18 protein-coding genes and 1 pseudogene are annotated in these 18,103 nt (G+C 72.1%); 13 read left to right on the top strand and 6 right to left on the bottom strand.

Translation table 11 applies throughout. From position 1 onward, the window contains the following. Window positions 1-119: 119 nt before the first annotated feature. A complete protein-coding gene (locus ACFV2J_RS27235) occupies window positions 120-614 on the bottom strand; it encodes an RNA-binding S4 domain-containing protein (RefSeq protein ID WP_385081666.1) in 495 nt (164 codons plus the stop codon). Window positions 615-859: 245 nt separating this feature from the next. Here ACFV2J_RS27235 and ACFV2J_RS27230 point away from each other — a divergent pair, with 245 nt between their 5' ends. Beyond that, entirely contained in the window at window positions 860-1,573 is a 714-nt protein-coding gene (locus ACFV2J_RS27230; protein WP_385081665.1) for a uracil-DNA glycosylase, read from the top strand. A 9-nt stretch (window positions 1,574-1,582) separates the two neighbouring features. Continuing rightward, window positions 1,583-2,545, top strand: coding sequence for a prolyl aminopeptidase (gene pip, locus ACFV2J_RS27225; protein WP_385081664.1), 963 nt, complete (start codon window positions 1,583-1,585; stop codon window positions 2,543-2,545). 87 nt (window positions 2,546-2,632) lie between these two features. Here the strand turns inward: pip and ACFV2J_RS27220 are convergent, their stop codons facing one another. Further along, window positions 2,633-3,310: a GntR family transcriptional regulator gene (locus ACFV2J_RS27220; protein WP_385081663.1), complete on the bottom strand. Its 678-nt coding sequence runs from the start codon at window positions 3,308-3,310 to the stop codon at window positions 2,633-2,635. Window positions 3,311-3,519: 209 nt separating this feature from the next. Here ACFV2J_RS27220 and ACFV2J_RS27215 point away from each other — a divergent pair, with 209 nt between their 5' ends. From ACFV2J_RS27215 to ACFV2J_RS27180, 8 genes and pseudogenes are all read left to right on the top strand, one after another. Next, window positions 3,520-4,995 carry an NCS1 family nucleobase:cation symporter-1 gene (locus ACFV2J_RS27215; RefSeq protein ID WP_385081662.1) on the top strand — a complete coding sequence of 492 codons (1,476 nt, stop codon included), beginning with the start codon at window positions 3,520-3,522 and terminating at the stop codon, window positions 4,993-4,995. Between the two features lie 5 nt (window positions 4,996-5,000). Further along, a complete protein-coding gene (locus ACFV2J_RS27210; RefSeq protein ID WP_385081660.1) occupies window positions 5,001-5,735 on the top strand; it encodes an aspartate/glutamate racemase family protein in 735 nt (244 codons plus the stop codon). A gap of 148 nt (window positions 5,736-5,883) precedes the next feature. Next, window positions 5,884-6,009, top strand: a pseudogene (locus ACFV2J_RS27205) (restriction endonuclease fold toxin-2 domain-containing protein); the annotation flags it as partial. A 37-nt stretch (window positions 6,010-6,046) separates the two neighbouring features. Next, complete coding sequence (locus tag ACFV2J_RS27200) at window positions 6,047-6,214, top strand: hypothetical protein (RefSeq protein WP_385081659.1); 168 nt, start codon at window positions 6,047-6,049, stop codon at window positions 6,212-6,214. 99 nt (window positions 6,215-6,313) lie between these two features. Continuing rightward, window positions 6,314-7,045, top strand: a complete 732-nt coding sequence (locus ACFV2J_RS27195) for a hypothetical protein (RefSeq protein WP_153291175.1) — start codon at window positions 6,314-6,316, stop codon at window positions 7,043-7,045. A gap of 710 nt (window positions 7,046-7,755) precedes the next feature. Then, window positions 7,756-9,711 (top strand): FUSC family protein, encoded by a 1,956-nt coding sequence (locus tag ACFV2J_RS27190; RefSeq protein ID WP_385441087.1) that lies wholly within the window; start codon window positions 7,756-7,758, stop codon window positions 9,709-9,711. Between the two features lie 182 nt (window positions 9,712-9,893). Next, on the top strand, window positions 9,894-10,580 hold the full coding sequence (locus ACFV2J_RS27185) for a DUF899 domain-containing protein (protein WP_385081657.1): 687 nt from the start codon (window positions 9,894-9,896) through the stop codon (window positions 10,578-10,580). Window positions 10,581-10,847: 267 nt separating this feature from the next. Then, window positions 10,848-11,021, top strand: coding sequence for a hypothetical protein (locus ACFV2J_RS27180; protein ID WP_153291178.1), 174 nt, complete (start codon window positions 10,848-10,850; stop codon window positions 11,019-11,021). 14 nt (window positions 11,022-11,035) lie between these two features. On the opposite strand, the gene ACFV2J_RS27175 is transcribed toward ACFV2J_RS27180, so the two are convergent. The 3 genes from ACFV2J_RS27175 to ACFV2J_RS27165 form a co-directional block, all read right to left on the bottom strand. After that, entirely contained in the window at window positions 11,036-12,898 is a 1,863-nt protein-coding gene (locus ACFV2J_RS27175; protein ID WP_385081656.1) for an ABC transporter ATP-binding protein, read from the bottom strand. Between the two features lie 373 nt (window positions 12,899-13,271). Further along, window positions 13,272-13,724 (bottom strand): hypothetical protein, encoded by a 453-nt coding sequence (locus ACFV2J_RS27170; RefSeq protein WP_385081655.1) that lies wholly within the window; start codon window positions 13,722-13,724, stop codon window positions 13,272-13,274. Next, the gene (locus ACFV2J_RS27165) at window positions 13,715-14,362 is read right to left on the bottom strand and encodes an ATP-binding protein (protein ID WP_385081653.1); all 648 of its coding nucleotides are present in this window, start codon (window positions 14,360-14,362) and stop codon (window positions 13,715-13,717) included. Before ACFV2J_RS27165 ends, ACFV2J_RS27170 begins: the two co-directional genes overlap by 10 nt. A 250-nt stretch (window positions 14,363-14,612) precedes the next feature. Here ACFV2J_RS27165 and ACFV2J_RS27160 point away from each other — a divergent pair, with 250 nt between their 5' ends. Together ACFV2J_RS27160 and ACFV2J_RS27155 are read left to right on the top strand one after the other, a co-directional pair. Continuing rightward, window positions 14,613-15,473 carry a helix-turn-helix transcriptional regulator gene (locus ACFV2J_RS27160; protein ID WP_385081652.1) on the top strand — a complete coding sequence of 287 codons (861 nt, stop codon included), beginning with the start codon at window positions 14,613-14,615 and terminating at the stop codon, window positions 15,471-15,473. Then, the gene (locus tag ACFV2J_RS27155) at window positions 15,474-15,737 is read left to right on the top strand and encodes a DUF397 domain-containing protein (RefSeq protein WP_148013473.1); all 264 of its coding nucleotides are present in this window, start codon (window positions 15,474-15,476) and stop codon (window positions 15,735-15,737) included. A gap of 162 nt (window positions 15,738-15,899) precedes the next feature. Here ACFV2J_RS27155 and ACFV2J_RS27150 read toward each other — a convergent pair whose 3' ends face one another. After that, window positions 15,900-17,327 carry a PLP-dependent aminotransferase family protein gene (locus tag ACFV2J_RS27150; RefSeq protein ID WP_385081650.1) on the bottom strand — a complete coding sequence of 476 codons (1,428 nt, stop codon included), beginning with the start codon at window positions 17,325-17,327 and terminating at the stop codon, window positions 15,900-15,902. A gap of 161 nt (window positions 17,328-17,488) precedes the next feature. Between ACFV2J_RS27150 and ACFV2J_RS27145 the strand changes: the two genes are divergently transcribed. Further along, on the top strand, window positions 17,489-18,028 hold the full coding sequence (locus ACFV2J_RS27145) for a carboxymuconolactone decarboxylase family protein (RefSeq protein ID WP_385081670.1): 540 nt from the start codon (window positions 17,489-17,491) through the stop codon (window positions 18,026-18,028). The last annotated feature ends 75 nt before the right edge of the window (window positions 18,029-18,103 follow it).

Raw genomic sequence — 18,103 nt, 5'->3', positions numbered from 1 at the left:
TGTTTTTTTTTTTACACGCCCGGGGTGTCCCCCGCGCGGGCCGCCCCCCGCCCCGCGGGGCGCGCCCCCGGGGGGGGGGCGCCCCCCCCCCCCACGACGTGACCCGTGACGTCCTGGTGTCAGGGGGCCTCGGGACCACCGAGCCCCCGGAGGCGCTCCAGCTCGCGGCGGTCGCGCTTGGTCGGGCGCCCGGCGCCCCGGTCGCGGACACCCGCCGGGGCGACGGCCTCGCGCGGCGGGGGCGGCGGACTGTTGTCCACGTAGCACTCGGCCGCGACGGGCGGCCCGACCCGCTTGCGGATCACGCGCTTCACCACGACGATCCGCTCCCGGCCGCCGTGCCGCAGCCGGACCTCGTCGCCCACGCGCACCGCGTACGCGGGTTTGACGCGTTCGCCGTTCACCCGGACATGCCCGCCCCGGCACGCCGTCGCGCCCATCGAGCGGGTCTTGACCAGACGCACGGACCAGATCCAGCTGTCGACGCGGACGCTCTCGCCGCCCGCCGGACGCGCGGCCACGGCGGCGGCCACCGTGTCGCCGGAAGCCGTCGCGGCGGCGTCCGCGTTCTTCTTCTCGTCGTCCCGTTCGACGTCCGCACCCTCAGAAGCCATGCCCCGACTCTAGAAGACGTCGCCCGGCCGGGCCGCATTTCCGTCACAGGGGCCCACCCAGGACGGCGGGGAGCGCCGCCGCCCGGTCGTACGGTGGGGGCATGGACAGAGGCGGGACGGACAGCGCCGGGACGGACAGCGGCGATCCCACGCATTCCACAGGTCTCAGGGGTCGTAGCGGCCTCGGAGGCCCGCGGGGCCCGGCAGGTCCGCCCGGCCCGGCCGGTCCCACCGCATCGGCCGACGTGGCCGACCTGGCGGAACTGGACGCGCGGATCACCGGGTGCCGGGCCTGTCCGCGGCTGGTGGAGTGGCGCGAGGAGGTGGCCCGCACCAGACGTGCCGCCTTCGCCGACCAGACGTACTGGGGCCGCCCCGTCCCGGGCTTCGGTCCTCCCGACGCGTCCCTGCTGATCGTCGGTCTCGCGCCCGCCGCGCACGGCGCCAACCGCACCGGCCGCATGTTCACGGGGGACCGCTCGGGCGACGTGCTCTACGCGGCGCTGCACGAGGTGGGACTGGCCTCCCAGGGGACGGCCGTGAGCGCGGACGACGGGCTGTCCCTGTACGGCGTACGGATCACCTCGCCGGTGCGCTGCGCCCCGCCCGCCAACAAACCCACCCCCGAGGAGCGGGACACCTGCCGGCCCTGGCTGGTGCGCGAACTGGAACTGCTGCGGCCCTCCCTCCGCGCGGTCGTCGTCCTCGGCGCCTTCGGCTGGCAGGCCGCGCTGCCGGCCTTCGCCCGGGCGGGCTGGGCGGTGCCGCGTCCCCGTCCCGCGTTCGCGCACGGCGCCCGGGTCACCCTCACGTCACCCACCCGGCTCGACGTCTTCGGCTGCTTCCACGTCAGCCAGCGGAACACGTTCACCGGACGGCTGACCCCCGCCATGCTGCGGGAGGTGCTGCGCACGGCGGCCTCGGCGGCGGGGCTGACGACCCGGCCGCAGGACGGCTAGCCTTCCGCGATGGGCCTGTATCCGGAGATCGAACCGTACGACCACGGAATGCTCGACGTCGGGGACGGCAACCGCGTGCACTGGGAGGTCTGCGGGAACCCGGACGGCAAGCCCGCGCTGATGCTGCACGGCGGTCCGGGATCCGGCTGCGGACCTTGGTTCCGGCGCTACTGCGACCCGGCCAAGTACCGGATCGTGCTGCTCGACCAGCGCGGCAGCGGACGCTCCACCCCGCACGCGAGCGCCCACGGCACCGACATGAGCGTCAACACGACCGCGCACGTGATCGAGGACCTGGAACTGCTCCGACGCCACCTGGGCATCGAACGCTGGCTGGTGTGGGGGGTGTCCTGGGGCTCGGTGCTCGGGCTGCGCTACGCGCAGACGCGTCCGGACGTCGTCTCCGAGCTGGTGCTGACCGCCGTGGCCACCGGTTCGAACCCCGAAGTGGCCCTGCTGACCCGGGGCTTGGGGAAGATCTTCCCGGAGGCCTTCGAGCGGTTCCTCGCCGGACTGCCCGAGGACGAGCGCGCGGGGAATCTCGCGGCCGCCTACAACCGGCTGCTCGAATCGCCCGACGCAGAGGTACGGGCGCGGGCGGCGCGGGCCTGGACGGACTGGGAGACGGCGATCGTGCCGGCGCCGCCGCGCTCCGTACAGCGGTACGAGGACGCGGAGTTCCGTACGGGGTTCGCCCGGACCGTCACGCACTACTTCGGCAACGACCACTTCCTGGGGGAGGGCAACGACGAGGGCGTGGTGCTCAGGGACGCGCCCCTGCTGAAAGGCGTCCCCGGCACGATCGTCCAGGGCAGCCTCGACTTCGGGAATCTGCTCGGCGTCGTCTGGCGGCTCCACCAGGCCTGGCCCGGCAGCGAGTTGATCGTCGTGGACGACGTGGGGCACACCATGGGAGCGACGGGGGTGGTGGACGCGCTGGTGGCGGCGACGGACAAGTACGCCCTGCGCTGAGCGGGTTCCGCACCCATGTGGGGTCCCCTGCTCGCCGCGGGCGCCCCGCTCGCCGGGGCGGACCCCTTGCTCACCGTGGCCCCCGGCTCACCCCTGTTCGTCCACCGGCCGTGGTTCCTCCTGGTCGCCGAAGAGCTGCCGTACCGTCGAGCGGTAGTTGGTCCGTACGTGGGTGAGGGCGTGGGCGCGGGCGCGCTCCGGGTCGCCGGAGGCGATGGCCTCGTACAACTCGCGGTGCTCGACGAGCAGTTGGGGCCACTCCTCGTTCTGCCGGGTGAGCCAGCGCAGTCGGCCCGCCACCGGTTCCAGGACGGAGACCAGCAGGCTGTTGTCCGCCATCGCCAGAATGCGTTCGTGGAGGCGGCTGTTGATGTCCGTGATGACCTCGGCGTCCCCGGCCTCGGTGGCCACGGCCGCGCGGTCGAGGAGTTCCTCGACCTCCGCCAGATCCCGCGGTGTCGCCCGTGACGCGGCGAGACCGGCGGCGTAGACCTCCAACGCCTCGCGCAGCTCGAAGAGTTCGGCGACGTCCGTCGGGGTGAGCCGGCGCACCACCGCGCGGCGCGGAGTCTCGAAGTGCACGAACCCCTCGGTGACGAGCGCGCGGATCGCCTCGCGCACGGGGACCCGGGAGACCCCGAAGCGCTCCGCGAGTTCGCGTTCGACCAGGCGGTCGCCGGGGCGCAGCCGGCCCGCGATGATCTCCTGCCGCAGCTCGCCCAGGACGCGTTCACGGACCGCGCCCAGGGGTTCGATCTTCGTCATGGGCTCATCTTCGCCGACTCGGTGGGTGTTTTACGGACCTGTAACGGCACGGACATCGGTCAGAACGCTTGACGGCGGGACCATGTGCGCAGTTTGGTATACCAAACCCGACCGGTAAGGCTGCCCGCACCCCGAAACGCGTCCTCCCGCGGCGAATCCGGCCGCACCGGCGCCTTCTGCCCTCCGTCCCCTTGCCCATGGAGGTCCCCGTGTCCCTCGCCGACCGTGCCGAAGCCACCGGCACGCCCGCGTTCGTGCCCGATCCCCGGCTGGTCAACGAAGACCTCGCGCCCGCCGGGAAGCGCAACTGGAAGGTCTTCGACCTCTTCGCCATGTGGATGTCCGACGTCCACAACCTCGGCAACTACACCTTCGCGGCGGGTCTGCTCGTCCTCGGCATGAACGTCTGGCAGATCTTCACGTCGCTGCTGGTCGGCTTCGTGATCATCTATGCCGGCATGAACCTGATGGGCCGCGTCGGCCAGCGCACCGGCGTGCCCTTCCCCGTCGTCAGCCGCATCAGCTTCGGTGTGTGGGGCGCCAACATCCCCGCGCTGATCAGGGCCGTCATCGCCATCATGTGGTACGGCATCCAGACCTATCTGGCGTCGGTCGCCGTCAACGTCATGCTCCTCGCGGCCTGGCCGGGCCTGGAGTCGTGGACCCGCCACTCCTTCCTCGGCCTGGACGCGCTCGGCTGGACGTCCTTCCTCTCGCTGTGGGTGATCCAGGCGCTCATCATCAGCCGGGGCATGGAATCGGTCCGCAAGTTCCAGGACTTCTGCGGCCCGGCCATCTGGCTCGTCATGATCGCGCTGGCGGTCTGGGTGCTCGCCAAGGCCGGCTGGAGCATCTCGCTCACCTCGACCCCGCACCCGGTCTCCGTGGGGGAGCAGTGGCGGCAGTGGTTCGGCGCGGTCGGCCTGATCCTGGCCACGTACGGCACGCTGATGCTCAACTTCTGCGACTTCTCACGGTTCGCGCCCAGCTACAGGACGGTCAGGCGCGGCAACTTCTGGGGGCTGCCGATCAACTCCACGGCCTTCGTGATCGTGTCGGTCATCGTCACGGCCGGGTCCATCGAGGCGTTCGGCGAGGCCATCACCGACCCCGCGGAACTCGTCGCCAAGGTCGGCAACACCTGGGTCATGGTGCTGGGCGCGCTGACCTTCGCCGTCGCCACCATGGGCGTCAACATCGTCGCCAACTTCGTGTCCCCGGCGTACGACCTCGCGAACGTCTGGCCGCAGAAGATCACCTTCAGGGTCGGCGGCATGATCAGCACGGTCGCCGCGCTGGTCGTGACCCCCTGGAACCTCTTCTCCAACCCCACCGTCGTCAACTACTTCCTCGGCGGCCTCGGCGCCTTCCTGGGCCCGCTGTTCGGCGTGATCATGCTCGACTACTACTGGGTCAGGCGCGGTCGCGTCGACGTCGACCAGCTCTTCGACGCGCGGCCCGGATCGCCGTACTACTACCGCCGGGGCGTCAACCCCAAAGCCCTGTGGGCGTTCCTCCCGTCGGCGGCGGTCGCCGCGGTACTGGCGCTGGTGAAGGCCTTCAGCGACGTCGCCCCGTACTCCTGGTTCATCGGGACCGCGCTGGCCGCGGGCCTGTACATGGCCCTGTGCCGGACCGAGCGCGGCGCCTCCGCCGAGGCCGCCCCCGAGCCCGCGGAGGTCTGAGCGGCGTGCGCATCGTGGTCACCAACTGCAACACGACGCGGGGGATGACCGAGGAGATCGTGCGAGGTGCCCGGGCCGCCGCGGCCCCGGGCACCACCGTGCTCGGTCTCACCCCCGCGTGGGGACCCGAGTCCGCGGAGGGCTGGCTCGACAGCTACCTCTCGGCCGCGGCCGTCCTCGACACCCTGCGCACCTACGAGGGGCCGTACGACGCCGTGGTCATGGCCGGTTTCGGCGAACACGGCCGGGAGGGCGCGCGCGAACTGCTGGACGTGCCCGTCGTGGACATCACCGAGGCCGCCGCCCACCTCGCCTGCCTGCTCGGCCGCCGCTACGGCGTCGTCACCACGCTGGAACGCTCACGCGGCCAGATCGAGGACAGCCTGTACGCGGCCGGTGTCGCCCAGCACTGCGCCGCCGTCGTCGGCACCGGCCTCGGCGTCCTCGACCTCGGCGACGCCCCGCGCACGGAGGCGGCCTTCGTACGCGCCGCCGAGCGCGCCCGCGAGGCCGGCGCCGAGGTCCTGGTCCTCGGCTGCGCGGGCATGACCGGACTCCAGCGGGCGGTGGGCGAGAAACTGGGCCTGCCGGTCGTCGACGGGGTCGCCGCGGCGGTCAAACTGGCGGAGTCCCTGGTGTCCTTGGGGCTGACGACGAGCCGGGCGGGGGGCTACGCGCGGCCGCTGCCCAAGCGGCGGGTGTGGGGGGCGCCGGGGGAGGAGGGGCCGGCGGTGAGCTGACGGCTCCCGAAAGGGATCCCCGGCGGGTCCGGCACCGGCATTTCCGACGTGGAACGCCGGTGGACGGACAGGATCATCCTCGCCGACATTCGGTAGAACGGACGTTCAACACCCTGAGCCGCGGGGCCTGTTCACGGGGAGTGGATGCGTGTGGAGCCGGCGCCGGACCTCAAGGTCATCACCGTACGGCGACGACAGCCGCGAGCTCGCCCGCTATCACAAGGCCATGGCCAACCCGGCGAACTCCGAGATACGCGGGCTTGAGATCGTGACCAACGGCAAGGACCGCCGAGGAGGCGGCACTCTTCGCCGTGTGGCTGCGCGCCTCCTACGTCCCCTCGCCGACCGGCGTGCCCTTCATCAGCAGTGCGGCGATGGAGAATGGCGACGAGACCCCCGAGCCGCTGCCCGCTGTCGGGGGTGCGGCCGAGGTGGAGGCCGTACTGCGCGGCCACTTGGTGGCGGCGAGGGCCGTCTGACCGACCTCTGCGGTCACGGGCTTCGCGACCGGGACCCCGGCGGGCGGCCGCCGAATAACCCTTCGAAAAGGCCCCGTTGTCACTGCTACCGTCACCGACGTGGCGAAACTCAATCAGATCATCGCAGTGGAGAAGGGCGTCAAGTCCAAGTCGCACCAGGACCTGACGGCAGCCCATCACGGGCTGCAGAAGCCCGCGTTGCTGGCCGGTATCTCGCGGACCTACCAGCCGAAGGACGAGGAGGGCGAGCAGCTGCCGCCCGAGTCCACGCGGGTGCAGGTGCAGGCCGAGGACGTGCTCCGGGACACCGCGGGGACGCTCACGCGGCTGTTCGATGTGACCGCCACGAAGGACTGGGCCAACTGCGCGGCGCGGGCGGACGTGAAGGTGGACGGCCGGGTGCTCGTCGCCGACGTGCCCGTCTCCTACCTGCTGTTCCTCGAGAAGCAGCTCACCGACATCAACACCTTCGTCAGGAAGCTGCCGGTTCTCGACGCCTCCGAGTCCTGGGTGCAGGACCCCTCCACCGACGCCTGGAAGACCGAGCCGGTCCGCACGCTGCGGACGAAGAAGGTCCCTCGCAACCACGTGAAGGCCGAGGCCACCGAGAAGCACCCGGCGCAGGTCGAGGTGTACTACGAGGACATTCCCGTCGGGTACTGGACGACCGTGAAGTTCTCCGGCGCCCTGCCCGCCCGGCGGGTGAACGAACTCCTCGACCGGGTCGAGAAGTTGCAGCAGGCCGTCAAGTTCGCCCGTGAGGAGGCGAACGGCGTGGACGTCGTCGACCAGCGCGTCGGGGACTCCGTTTTCGGCTACCTGTTCGGGTAGCCTCTGAATCTCCCCGGCCACGACGCACCACGGCCGGGGCGCGCGAGGAGCGCAAGCTGAACCTGAAGCTTGTCGTGAATGCACGGTTCCAGTGGAGGTTCGAGTCCTCCCCGCGGCACCCGACGGCACCCCCACGGTGCCTACGCGCCGCGGTAGCCCAACCGGCAGAGGCAGACCGTGATCAATCTCAGACTCTTGCTCCAGTCTCAGCATTCGCCGCCGATCGCCGGATCGACCGGGCCCAGGCCCCGGGACGCCGAAATGCCGGTTCAAGTCCGGTCCGCGCAGCTCGATGCGTGGTGGTCCAAAGGCAGGACGCGGCGACATAACGACTGACCTGGGTCCTCAAGCGTGCCGGCGTGCGAAATGGGTGGCATCACAGGGTCCGGGGGCCGGCTACGCCCTCGGACCCGCTTCTCTTCTCCCGGACAGATCTCGCGGACACGTCTCGCGGACACACCTCCCGGACGCAACTTCCGGACACACCTCCCGGATCCGCATCTCGGACACACCTCCCGGATCCGCATCCCGGATCCGTTTCCCGTCACCGCGAGCCGAGTTGCGTTCATAAAGAACGTCGTTCTCCCGCAAAGCGTCACATCGCCGAAACGCCCGCGCCCCTTTCCGCACGGGCGGGCGATCTACCCTGGTCCGTACCGAGCCCGGCCGATGTCGCCCGAAGGCCCCCGCCCTCGCCCGACTGGAGCCCCGTGTCCCGCCTCAGCGCCGCCGTACCGCCCTGGCTCGCCCACGCCCTGCGCACGCAGCGTGGCCCCGTGCCCTGGAGCGCGGTCGTACGAGGTGCCCTGGCCGCCGGACCCCTCCTGCTCGTGGCCGTCCTGTACGGCCGTACCTCCGCCGGTGTCGTCGCGGCCCTCGGCGCCATGCTCGCCGGGATCAACGACCGCCCGGGAAGCCGCCGGACCGCGGTCGGGCGGCTCGGAGTGCCGGCGCTCGCGGGAGCCGGCGGGCTGCTCGTGGGGTCGTACGCGGGACAGCAGGCCGGACCGGTGACGCTCACCCTCCTTCTCACGCTGCTCGGACTGGTCGCCGGAGCCGCCGGCGCGGTCGGCCCCGTCGCGAGCGGCGCGGGGACCCAGCTGCTCGTCGCCTCCGCCATCGGGGCCGGCATGCCGCTGCCCGAGCCCGGATGGCAGCGGGCGCTGCTCTTCCTCGGCGGGGCCGGCTGGCTGCTCGCGCTGCGACTCGCCCTGCCCACGCCCGGAGCCACCGCCGGCGACTACCGGTTCGACGGCGAGCGGGACGCGGTCGGCGCCGTGTACGAGGCGGTCGCCGCGCTGCTCGAAGCGGTCGGAGGGCCGGACGCGCCCCGCCGCCGGGCCGCCCTCACCGCCGCACTCGATCACGCCCAGGACGCGCTCGACGGACCCCGGCTGCGACGCCGCGCCGGTTCCGCGGCCGAGCGGCGGCTGCACGCCCAGTACGCCGCCGCACTGCCGCTCGGCGAGGCCGCGACCGCCCTCGCCTGGGCGGGCGACCCGGTACCCGTGCGCGCCGTACAGGGGCCGCGGCGTCTCGCCGTCGCCGTGCGCACCGGCACGCACACCGGCGCGTTGCCCGCGCCCACGCGCTCCGCGCCCGCCCTGCGCGCCCTCGACGACGCGCTGCTGCACGCCGCCGACACCTTCGACCGGGAAGGCCGGAGAGGCGGCGGGGCAGGCCGAGCAGGCGGGGCAGGCCGGGGTGTCGCGGGAGACGCAGGCGGCCGAAGCGGTGCCGGAAGGCGCCCGCACGTCCGGCGCCGTACCGCGATGTCCCTCGTGCGCACCGCCTTCGGCTCCGGCGGACGCGAGTACGGGCTGCGCGTCGGACTCTGCTTCGGCACCGCCGTGGCCGTCGCCCAGGCACTGCACCACACCCGCTGGTACGGCAGCCACCCCCACTGGTACTGGCTCCCCGCAACCGCCGTCTTCCTCGTCAGACCCGATCTCGGTCCGCTCGCCTCCCGGGTGATCTGCCGGGCCGCGGGGACCGTGCTGGGCGCCGTCGTCTTCGCCGGCCTCGCCGCGCTGCTGCCGAGGCCGGCCGGGCTGGTCGCCCTGGTCGCGCTGTGCGGAGCCCTGATCCCCGTCGCCACCCGGCACTTCGCCGCGCAGACCGCCGTCGTCACCGTCCTGGTGCTCTGCCTCGTCATGGTGGGAGGAGAGCCGGGGGCCTCCTGGAACCGGATCGGCGAGACACTGCTGGCCTGCGCGATCGTGCTGCTCGTCGGGCACCTGCCGGCGCTCGGGCAGCGCGGGGGAGGGGTACGGGCCCGGCTCGCCCGCGCCGCCGAGGCCGCGCACGCCTACCTCGCCCACGTCCTGGACGACGGTACGACGGACGACCGGACGGGCCGGTGGGTGCTGCGCCGCGAGGCCTACCGCTCGCTCGCCGAGGCCCGCGCCGTGATCGACGTCGCCGCCGCGGAGCTCCCGGCCCTGGCCCGGCACGCCGAGGGCACGGACGAGGTCGCGGCCACCCTCGAACGGCTGGTCGACACGACGACCGCCTGCGCCGTGCAGCTCGACGACACGGGGCGGCTCACCTCCCGGCACACCGGGCGGGTCGCCGAACTCCTCGACGAACTCGCCGAACGGCGGGCGGCGGTGGGGCTCGCACCACCGGACGGACGGCGACCCGCCACCGCGACGCCCGCGGGCTGAACACCGGCGGGCGACGGCCCGACGAGAGCCCGGCGAGGGTCCGACGAGAACCCGGCGACGGTCCGACGCGGCCGTCGGCGGGGCGGCGCGCAACGCGGTCAAAAAATCTTGGTGAAGCGCCGATGAGTTCCGTCCCCGCGTCCGGTCACCACTCCGAAGGCACCGTTCGGTAGGAGGGACACATGACGCTTCCGCGGATCGTCTCGCGTGAGGAATGGCGCACCGCGCGCGAGGACCTGCTGGTCAAGGAGAAGGCCGCCACGCGCGCGCGGGACGCGCTGGCCGCGGAGCGGCGCGGCCTGCCCATGGTCGAGATCGACAAGGAGTACGTGTTCGAGAGCGGCGACGGGAAGGCGACGCTGCTCGACCTCTTCGCGGGGCGCCACCAACTCGTGGTCTACCACTTCATGTTCGCCCCGGAGTGGGACGCGGGCTGTCGCAGCTGCTCGGCGTTCCTCGACCAGATCGGGCATCTCGCCCATCTGCGCGCCCGCGGCACCGAGTTCGCCGCCGTCTCCCGGGCGCCGTACACGAAGATCCTGCCGTTCAAGGCCCGGATGGGCTGGACGCTGCCCTGGTACTCGTCCCGCGACAGCGACTTCAACTACGACTTCCAGGCGTCCTTCGGGGGCGACGAGCCCTACGAACGGCCGGGGATGAGCTGTTTCCTGCGGGAGCGCGACCGGGTGTTCCACACGTACTCCACGTACGAGCGGGGCCTCGACGGGCTCGGCTCCACGACCACCCTGCTGGATCTCACGGCGCTCGGGCGGCAGGAGGAGTGGGAGGAACCCGTGGGACGGGCGTCCGCGCTCGGGGCGCCGGCGGGCAGCGACCGGGTCCGGTACCACGACGAGTACGAGGACTGAGCCGGGCACGAGGACTGAGCCGAGTACGAGGACGGACCCGGGTACGAGGATCGGTCCGGGTACGAGGGTCGGTCCGGGTACGAGATCGGGTCGCGTACGAGAACGGACAGGAAACGCGTGTGGAAGGAGAGTTCCCTCACAGCAAGTGGTGAACTGGTGTCGGCTACGTCTCAGTACCGTCACCGGGCGAGCCCTTCACCCCGCCCCGGGCGTTTAACTCTATGAGTCGCTCAACTTTTGAAGTACAGCGCTGCATGGAGGTACAGGGTGAACGGGCGAATGGTGCTGGAGCGCTTTCCGGCCGGCGGACCACGCGGTTCGTGGCCCGCCGAGGAGTTCGCGCACGCGTGCCGCCTGGAGGGTCAGGCCGCGGAGGTCGTCATGGACCTCGCCTCGGACGCGTTCCTGGTGATCGTGCGTGGCGGGGAACTCGTCGAGTAGCGTCCCGTGCCGCGTCAACCCGCCTTCGGCGCGGGCAGCTTCGAGGTGAACTGCTCCGCCTGCAGCGAGTACAGCTCGGCGTACACGCCGCCCGAGGCGAGCAGTTCGTCGGGACTGCCGGACTCCACGAGCCGGCCCTGTTCGAGTACGTGCACAAGATCGGCGTGGCGGACCGAGGCCAGCCGGTGGGTGATGAGGATGACCGTCTGCCCGCTGCCCGCCAGCGCCCGGATCTTCTCGAACACCTCCAGCTCGGCCCGGGCGTCCAGGGCCGCGGTGGGCTCGTCCACGATCAGGATGCGGCCGCGGCGGTACGCGGCCCGCGCGATGCCCAGACGCTGCCACTGCCCTCCCGACAGCTCGTGTCCACCGCTGAAACCCCGGGCGAGGAGCGTGTCCAGACCGCGGGGCAGGTCGGCGACCACGTCCTCGGCGCCGGCCTCCGCGACCGACGAGGCGACCCGCTCGTCGGTCAGCGGAGCCGAGGCCCGGCCGACCGCCACGTTGACACGGGCCGTGAACGGCCACCGCTTGAAGTCCTGCGCCACCATCGCGATGCGCCCGGCCAGTTGCTGCCGGTCGACGGTCACCACGTCGACGTCGTCCCACAGGATCCGGCCCCGCTCCGGCGCGTAGAGACCGGCGAGCAGCTTCACCAGGGTCGTCTTGCCCGAACCGTTCTCGCCGACGAGCGCCACGATCCTGCCCAGCGGCAGCCGCAGGGTGACATCCGCGAGCGCGGGCCGGGTCGACGCGCCCGGATAGGTGAACGTGACGTTCTCGAAGCGGATCTCGCGCGGATCCTCGGGGAGCGGATCGCCGCCGACCGGGATCGCCCGCTCGGCCGCCTCGACGTACAGACGCTGCAGGTCACCCACGAACAGGGCTTCCTCATGCAGGGAGTTGACCTCCAGGACGAGGGTGTCGAGGCTCGCGGAACCGGTGCGGATCGCGAGCACGGCCGTCCCCGCCACCGAGAGCGCCATCGCGCCGGTGACCAGCAGCGCGCCCAGGGTCGCGTACGTCGCCACGGTGGCCAGCCCCGTCCAGGCCGCCGCGATCAGGCCGGTACGGGCGGAGAGGCGGGCCAGTCGGGCCTGTTCCGCCTCGGCGGTCTCCGACATCGCACGGAAGTGGCGCAGCAGGAACGGGCCGACCCCGTGCACGCGGATCTCCGGAGCTGCCTCGGGCTCGGTCAGCAGGTTGCTGATCAGATGCCCGGCGCGGGCGTGCTGCACCCAGGTGTGGAAGGACTCGTAGCGGCGGCGGGCGATGGTCAGGGAGCTCCAAGCGCTCGGCAGGGTCATCGTCACGAGCAGCGGCAGCAGGGCGGGGTGCAGCACCGTCAGCACACCCGCGGCCGCGGTCAGGGAGATCATCGCGTTCACGACGCGGGTGGCGATCGCGATCATGCGCCGGGCCGACGAGGCACCGTACTGCGCGGTGTCCAGCAGCTTGTGGAAGGCGTCGTCCTCGATCGCGGACAGCTCCACGGCCGCGGCGCGTTCCAGATAGAGCTCGGTCGCCACCCGCTCCACCTTGGGTTCCAGACGTCCGGTGGCGTAGGTGGAGGCCGCCCTCAGCAGTGCGGAGAGCAGCATCACGACGGCGACCGTGATCAGCGCCGGTGCGGCCCCGCGCAGCCGGTCCTGGACCGGGCCGCCCGACACCAGCCTGCCCAGCACGTTGTTGACGGCCAGCAGGCTCACCGCCTGCGCCGCGCCCCGGGCCAGTTCGGCGACGAGCACGATACGGGCGGCGCGGCGGTCCGCCGTCCAGGCGAGCCGGAAACTGGAGGCGAGCAGTGCCGGCAGCCGCGTCACCATCGCGCGGAAGTTCAGCTCGAGGAACGCGTCGGAGTGCTGGGACCACCCCATGTCGTAGCGCAACGGGCCGCCGAAGAGCAGGCGTTCCGACGCGGAGGGCGCCGTCCTGCCGTCGTCACGCCCCTTCCTCTTCTTAGGTGCTTCCCGTCCTGCTTCCAGCCGTGCGTCACTTCCTGCTTCTTGCGTCGCCTCTCGCGCCGCTTCTTGCGCTGCTCCTTGCGTCGCTTCCGGTGCCGCTTCGGACGCCGGTGTGTGCGTCGTCCCCTGCGCGGGCTCTCCTGCCGAACTCCCCACCATGGGCCTCCCCGGGTACGGACGAACGGTGCCCTCCCCAGGAACGCGGCCCTTCACGCACGGCGGCAGCGGGGCACGGGTGGCGACCGGCGCACTTCGACGCTGCCCGGGAGCCCCCGGGCGTGGTGGCCTACACGCTGATCGGGCGCGACCAGACCGGGGTCGTCCCCGTGATCCGGCACAGGGCCAGATAGAGGGGGATCGGCGGGGTGTACGGCAGGGTGCCGTGCGGTCTGTGGATGAGTCCGGGTGCGAGCGACGTGTCCGGTACGACCGCGCCGGCGGCGTAGCGGGCGGGCGCGGGCCAGTCCAGGGACACGTCGGACTCGGAAGGCACCAGCCACCACCACTGCGCCCTGTCGGCGTACACACAGCCCACGCGGGGCAGCCGGGACAGCAGCAGGGGACCGAACGGGGCGGGTACGGCCACCGCGTCGCAACCCAGCGGCTCGGCCATTCCCTCGGGTACGGGGAGACGTCGGACGGCTCCGGACGCGGCCCGCGCGCGCTTCAGGCGGACCAGCGTGTCCAGGCCCAGGACCGGAGCGGCGGGTCCTGCGGCTGACGTACCCCTCACAGCCATTCGGTCCCCGTGGCCCACGACGATTCCGTCCCGGTGGCCCACGATGTCCCGGTCTCCGTGCCCCGTGACGCCTCGGTCCCGCTGCCCCGCCCTTCGGACGGTGGCTTCTTCGCGGTCCAGCCGAGGTCGGAACGGGCCGAGTCGGCGCCCGTCGAGGGGCAGCGCGGCAGATCCGCCCAGACCAGCAGGCCCGGTCCGGTGTCCTGGGCGCCCCAGGCCCGGCACACGGCCGCGACGAGCGGCAGGCCCCGGCCGTGCTCCTCGTCGGGGCGCTGCGGCGAGGGACGCGGCTCGCCCGGAGTGCAGCCCTCGTCCCGTACGGCTATCCGCACCAGGTCGTCGTTGTCGTGCAGTTCGCACACCACCCGACTGCTCGCGCTGTGCAGGATCGCGTTGGTGACCAGCTCGGACACGACGAGGACAGCCGTGTCACAGGTGTCGTCGGACACGGCCCAGCCGGCGAGCCGGGCACGCGTCAACTGCCGCGCCTGAGCGACGGAAGCCGGGTGTGCGGCCAACTCGAAGCGGAACCGGCGCCCGCGGGCCGCGCGCGAGCGCAGCCCTGCGATGGCACGGAGACCGGAACGGTCTTCGGCGGTGTCTGTTCCTAAAGGCGCGGACGGAGTCACGCTTGCCACTATCGCCCCGCCGTGGACACTTGGCAAGTGTCACTCTGAAAAATGCAGAGTGCCGTGTGACGGCGAGAAGGGCCATGGCACACTGCTGACAACAGCACGCCGAGCGGCGCCAGTTGGGACCGTCGTAGAAGACGGACGGAACCCCGGACGGCGCCGCCCGTTCTGTCAGGACCCGGTGTCCGGCCCGGGAGCGGTGTCGCTCGGGGCTCAGTGCCGTTCAGGACTCACAGGACTTCAGTGGAGGTGGGACGTGAGCGAACCGCGGTCCGCGCCGACGGTCGGTCAGGTCGTCCTCGGCCGACGCCTGCTGGACCTGCGCGAACGCGCGGGTCTCAAGCGTGAGGAGGCCGCGCGCATCCTGCGCGTCGCGCCCGCCACGGTCCGCCGGATGGAGATGGCCGAGGTCTCCCTCAAGATCCCGTACCTCCAGCTGCTGCTGAAGTCGTACGGGATCTCCGACGAGGAGGCCGAGGCCTTCGTCCAACTGGCGGAGGAGGCCAACCGGCCCGGCTGGTGGCAGCGCTTCCACGACATCCTGCCGGGCTGGTTCTCGATGTACGTCAGCCTGGAGGGGGCCGCCACCCTCATCCGGTCGTACGAACCCCACTTCGTCCCCGGGATCCTGCAGACCGAGGAGTACGCCCGTGGTGTCCTGAAGTCGGGCGCCGTGGGCCAGACCAGACCCGAGGACATCGAGCGGCATGTGGCCCTGCGCATGCAACGCCAGGATCTGCTCACCCGCGAGGGCGCACCCCGGATCTGGGCCGTGATGGACGAGACGGCCCTGCTCCGTCCCGTCGGCGGTCCCGAGGTGATGCGCGCCCAGGTCGACAAACTGATCGAGGCCACGAAGCTGCCCAACGTCACGCTCCAGGTCGTCCCGTTCTCCACGGGGCCGCACCCCGGCACGTACGGGCCCTTCGTGCTCTTTCGCTTTGCCATGCCGGAACTCCCGGACATGGTCTACAGCGAGTACCTGACCGGTGCCGTCTATCTGGACGAGCGCTCAGAGGTGGCGACCCACCTCGAGGTCATGGACCGCATGGCGGCGCAGGCCGCGACGGCACATCGCACGAAGGAGATCCTCCGCGATCTCCGCAAGGAGTTGTGAATGGACAACATCAAGCAGCGGATGCGCAACGAGCGGATCTACAACGGAATGCCGGCCCGTGAACTCGGCAGCGAGGGCTGGCACAAGCCCTGGAGCGGAGGCAACGGCGGCAACTGTCTGGAAGCGATGAAACTCGCCGACGGGCGGATCGCGGTACGCCAGTCGGCGGACCCGGACGGACCCGCTCTGATCTACACGCCCGGTGAGATGACCGCGTTCATCCAGGGAGCCAAGGAAGGGGTGGCTGACTTCCTTCTCTCCTGACCCCCTTGCCCTCCTCCTGAACCCGTTGAATGCTGTTGAACCCCCCTAAAACAGTGCTGAATTGATCACTCATCGCGACACGAGAAGAATCCGGAGGCACGACACAGGACCCGGAAGCACGACGGTGCGGGGCGTGGTCGTCCCGGTTGGCGGCGGAAGCGGTCAGCCCGGTGGCAGCGCCTCGCACAACGCCTCCAGGGCGGCCGCGTACGCGTGGTCCGAAGGCGTCGCGTAACCCACCACCAGACCGTCCGGTGCGGGCATCGTCGCCCGAGGGTGCCGGAACTCGCCGAGTCCGTCCAGCGCGAGGCCCTGCCACGTCGCCGCCTTGACCGCCGACCGCTCGGTGCCGGGCGGCAGTCTCAGCACCGCGTGCAGCCCGGCCGCGATCCCGGTGACCTCGACGTGCGGCGCCCGTTCGGCGAGCGCCGCGACGAGCCGGTCGCGCCGCGTCCGGTACCGCTGCCGCATCCGGCGCACATGACGGTCGTACGACCCCGAGGCGAGGAAGTCCGCGAGCGTCAGCTGGTCCAGGGTGCTCGCCCAGGCCTCCCGCTCGCCCTTGGCCGCGAGGACGCCGTCGACGTACCGCTGCGGAAGTACCATCCAGCCCAGCCGCAGCGCGGGCGACAGACTCTTGCTGACCGAGCCGATGTGGACGACCCGCTCCGGGTCCATTCCCTGCAACGCGCCGACGGGCCTGCGGTCGTAGCGGAACTCCCCGTCGTAGTCGTCCTCCAGGACCAGCCCGCCGCGCGCGCGTGCCCAGTCGACCACCGCGGCCCGCCGCGCCGGATGCAGCGGGCCGCCGGTCGGGAACTGGTGCGCCGGCGTGAGCAGTACGGCCTGCTCCCGGTCCAGTCCGTCCACCTGGGCGCCGTCCTCGTCCAGGGCCAGCGGCACGGTCCGCACGGACGCGGCGGTCAGCAGCTCGCGGTGGAAGCCGAGGCCGTACGACTCGACGGCCAGCGGCCCCCGCAGGACCTGCGGGAACAACAGCCGCAGAGCGTGCGCGAACCCGGAGCAGATCACGATCCGCCCCGGCTCGGCGCGCACGCCGCGCGTCCGCGTCAGGTACTCGGCGAGGGCCTCGCGCAGTTCGGGCCGCCCCGCCGGATCGCCGGGCCCGAAGGCCTCGTTGGGCGCCTGCTGGAGGGCCCGGCGGTACGAGGCGAGCCAGGCCGAGCGCGGGAACGACGACGCGTCCGGCGTGCCCTGCCGCAGATCGTGGCGCGGTCCGCGGAGGGGTGCGGGCGCCTTTTTCGGTACGCGCGCGGCGGCGCCCGGCGGCGCGGTGTTCCCCCACTGCCTCAAGGGTGTGGCGACCCGGGTGCCCGAGCCCTGGCGGGCGGTCAGCCAGCCCTCGGCGACGAGCTCGGCGTACGCGTCGGCGACCGTGTTGCGCGCCATGCCCAGGTCGGCGGCGAGCGAACGGTACGGCGGCAGCCGCGTGCCCGGCGCCAGCCTTCCGCCGCGCACGGCGTCGCGCAGCGCGCGGATCAGCGCGGCCCGGCGGCCGCCCGGCCCGGACAGCTCCAAGTGCAGGTCGGCGCCGATCCGTTCCGCAGAATTGACCCATGATTCCGCCATGGAAATGAACCCTACAGCTGGTCTTTGCGAGCCATAGATTCATGGTCATGACGACGAACACGAACACGAACACCGGCCCGACCGCGAACCCGACGGCGAACCCGACGGCGGCCCCGACCGCGCGTCCGGCTGTGCATCCGGGCGGGGGCGCGGCCGCGGGTGTGGGTGCGGGATCGGGTGCGAGCGCGGGGCGTGCGACGGGTGTCCCGGCGGGAGTCCCCGCGGGTTCGGCGCCCGCGCCCGCCGTCGCCGGGAGTCCCCGCCTCGACCTCGCGAAGTCCGCCCCGAAGGTCTTCCGGGCCCTGATCGGATTCGACGCGGCGGCCCGGGAGGGGCTCGATCCGGCCCTGGTCGAACTGATCCAGATCCGCTCCTCGCACCTCAACCACTGCGCGTACTGCCTCCACATGCACACCAACGACGCCCGCAAAGCCGGTGAGAGCGAGGACCGGCTGCACATGGTCCCGGTGTGGCGCGAGGCTTCCCACTTCTTCACCGAACGGGAGTGTGCCGCCCTCGCCCTCACCGAGGCGGTCACCCTGGTCGCCGACGGCGGTGTCCCGGACGCCGTCTACGCGCGGGCCGCCGCGGTCTTCGACGACCAGGAACTGGCCCACGTCCTCGCCCTGATCCTCACGATCAACACCTGGAACCGGGTCGCGCTGGCGACGGCGAAGGTCGCGGGGACCGACACCCGCTGAGGAGAGGCCCGGGGGCCGGCGCGGGCAGCCGGCGCGGCCCCCGGACACGGCCGGGAGCGCGCCCCACGCGCAGCT

The sequence above is a fragment of the Streptomyces sp. NPDC059668 genome, assembly GCF_042734135.1.
GTDB lineage: Bacteria > Actinomycetota > Actinomycetes > Streptomycetales > Streptomycetaceae > Streptomyces.
This window is presented reverse-complemented; position numbering and strand designations above follow the sequence as displayed.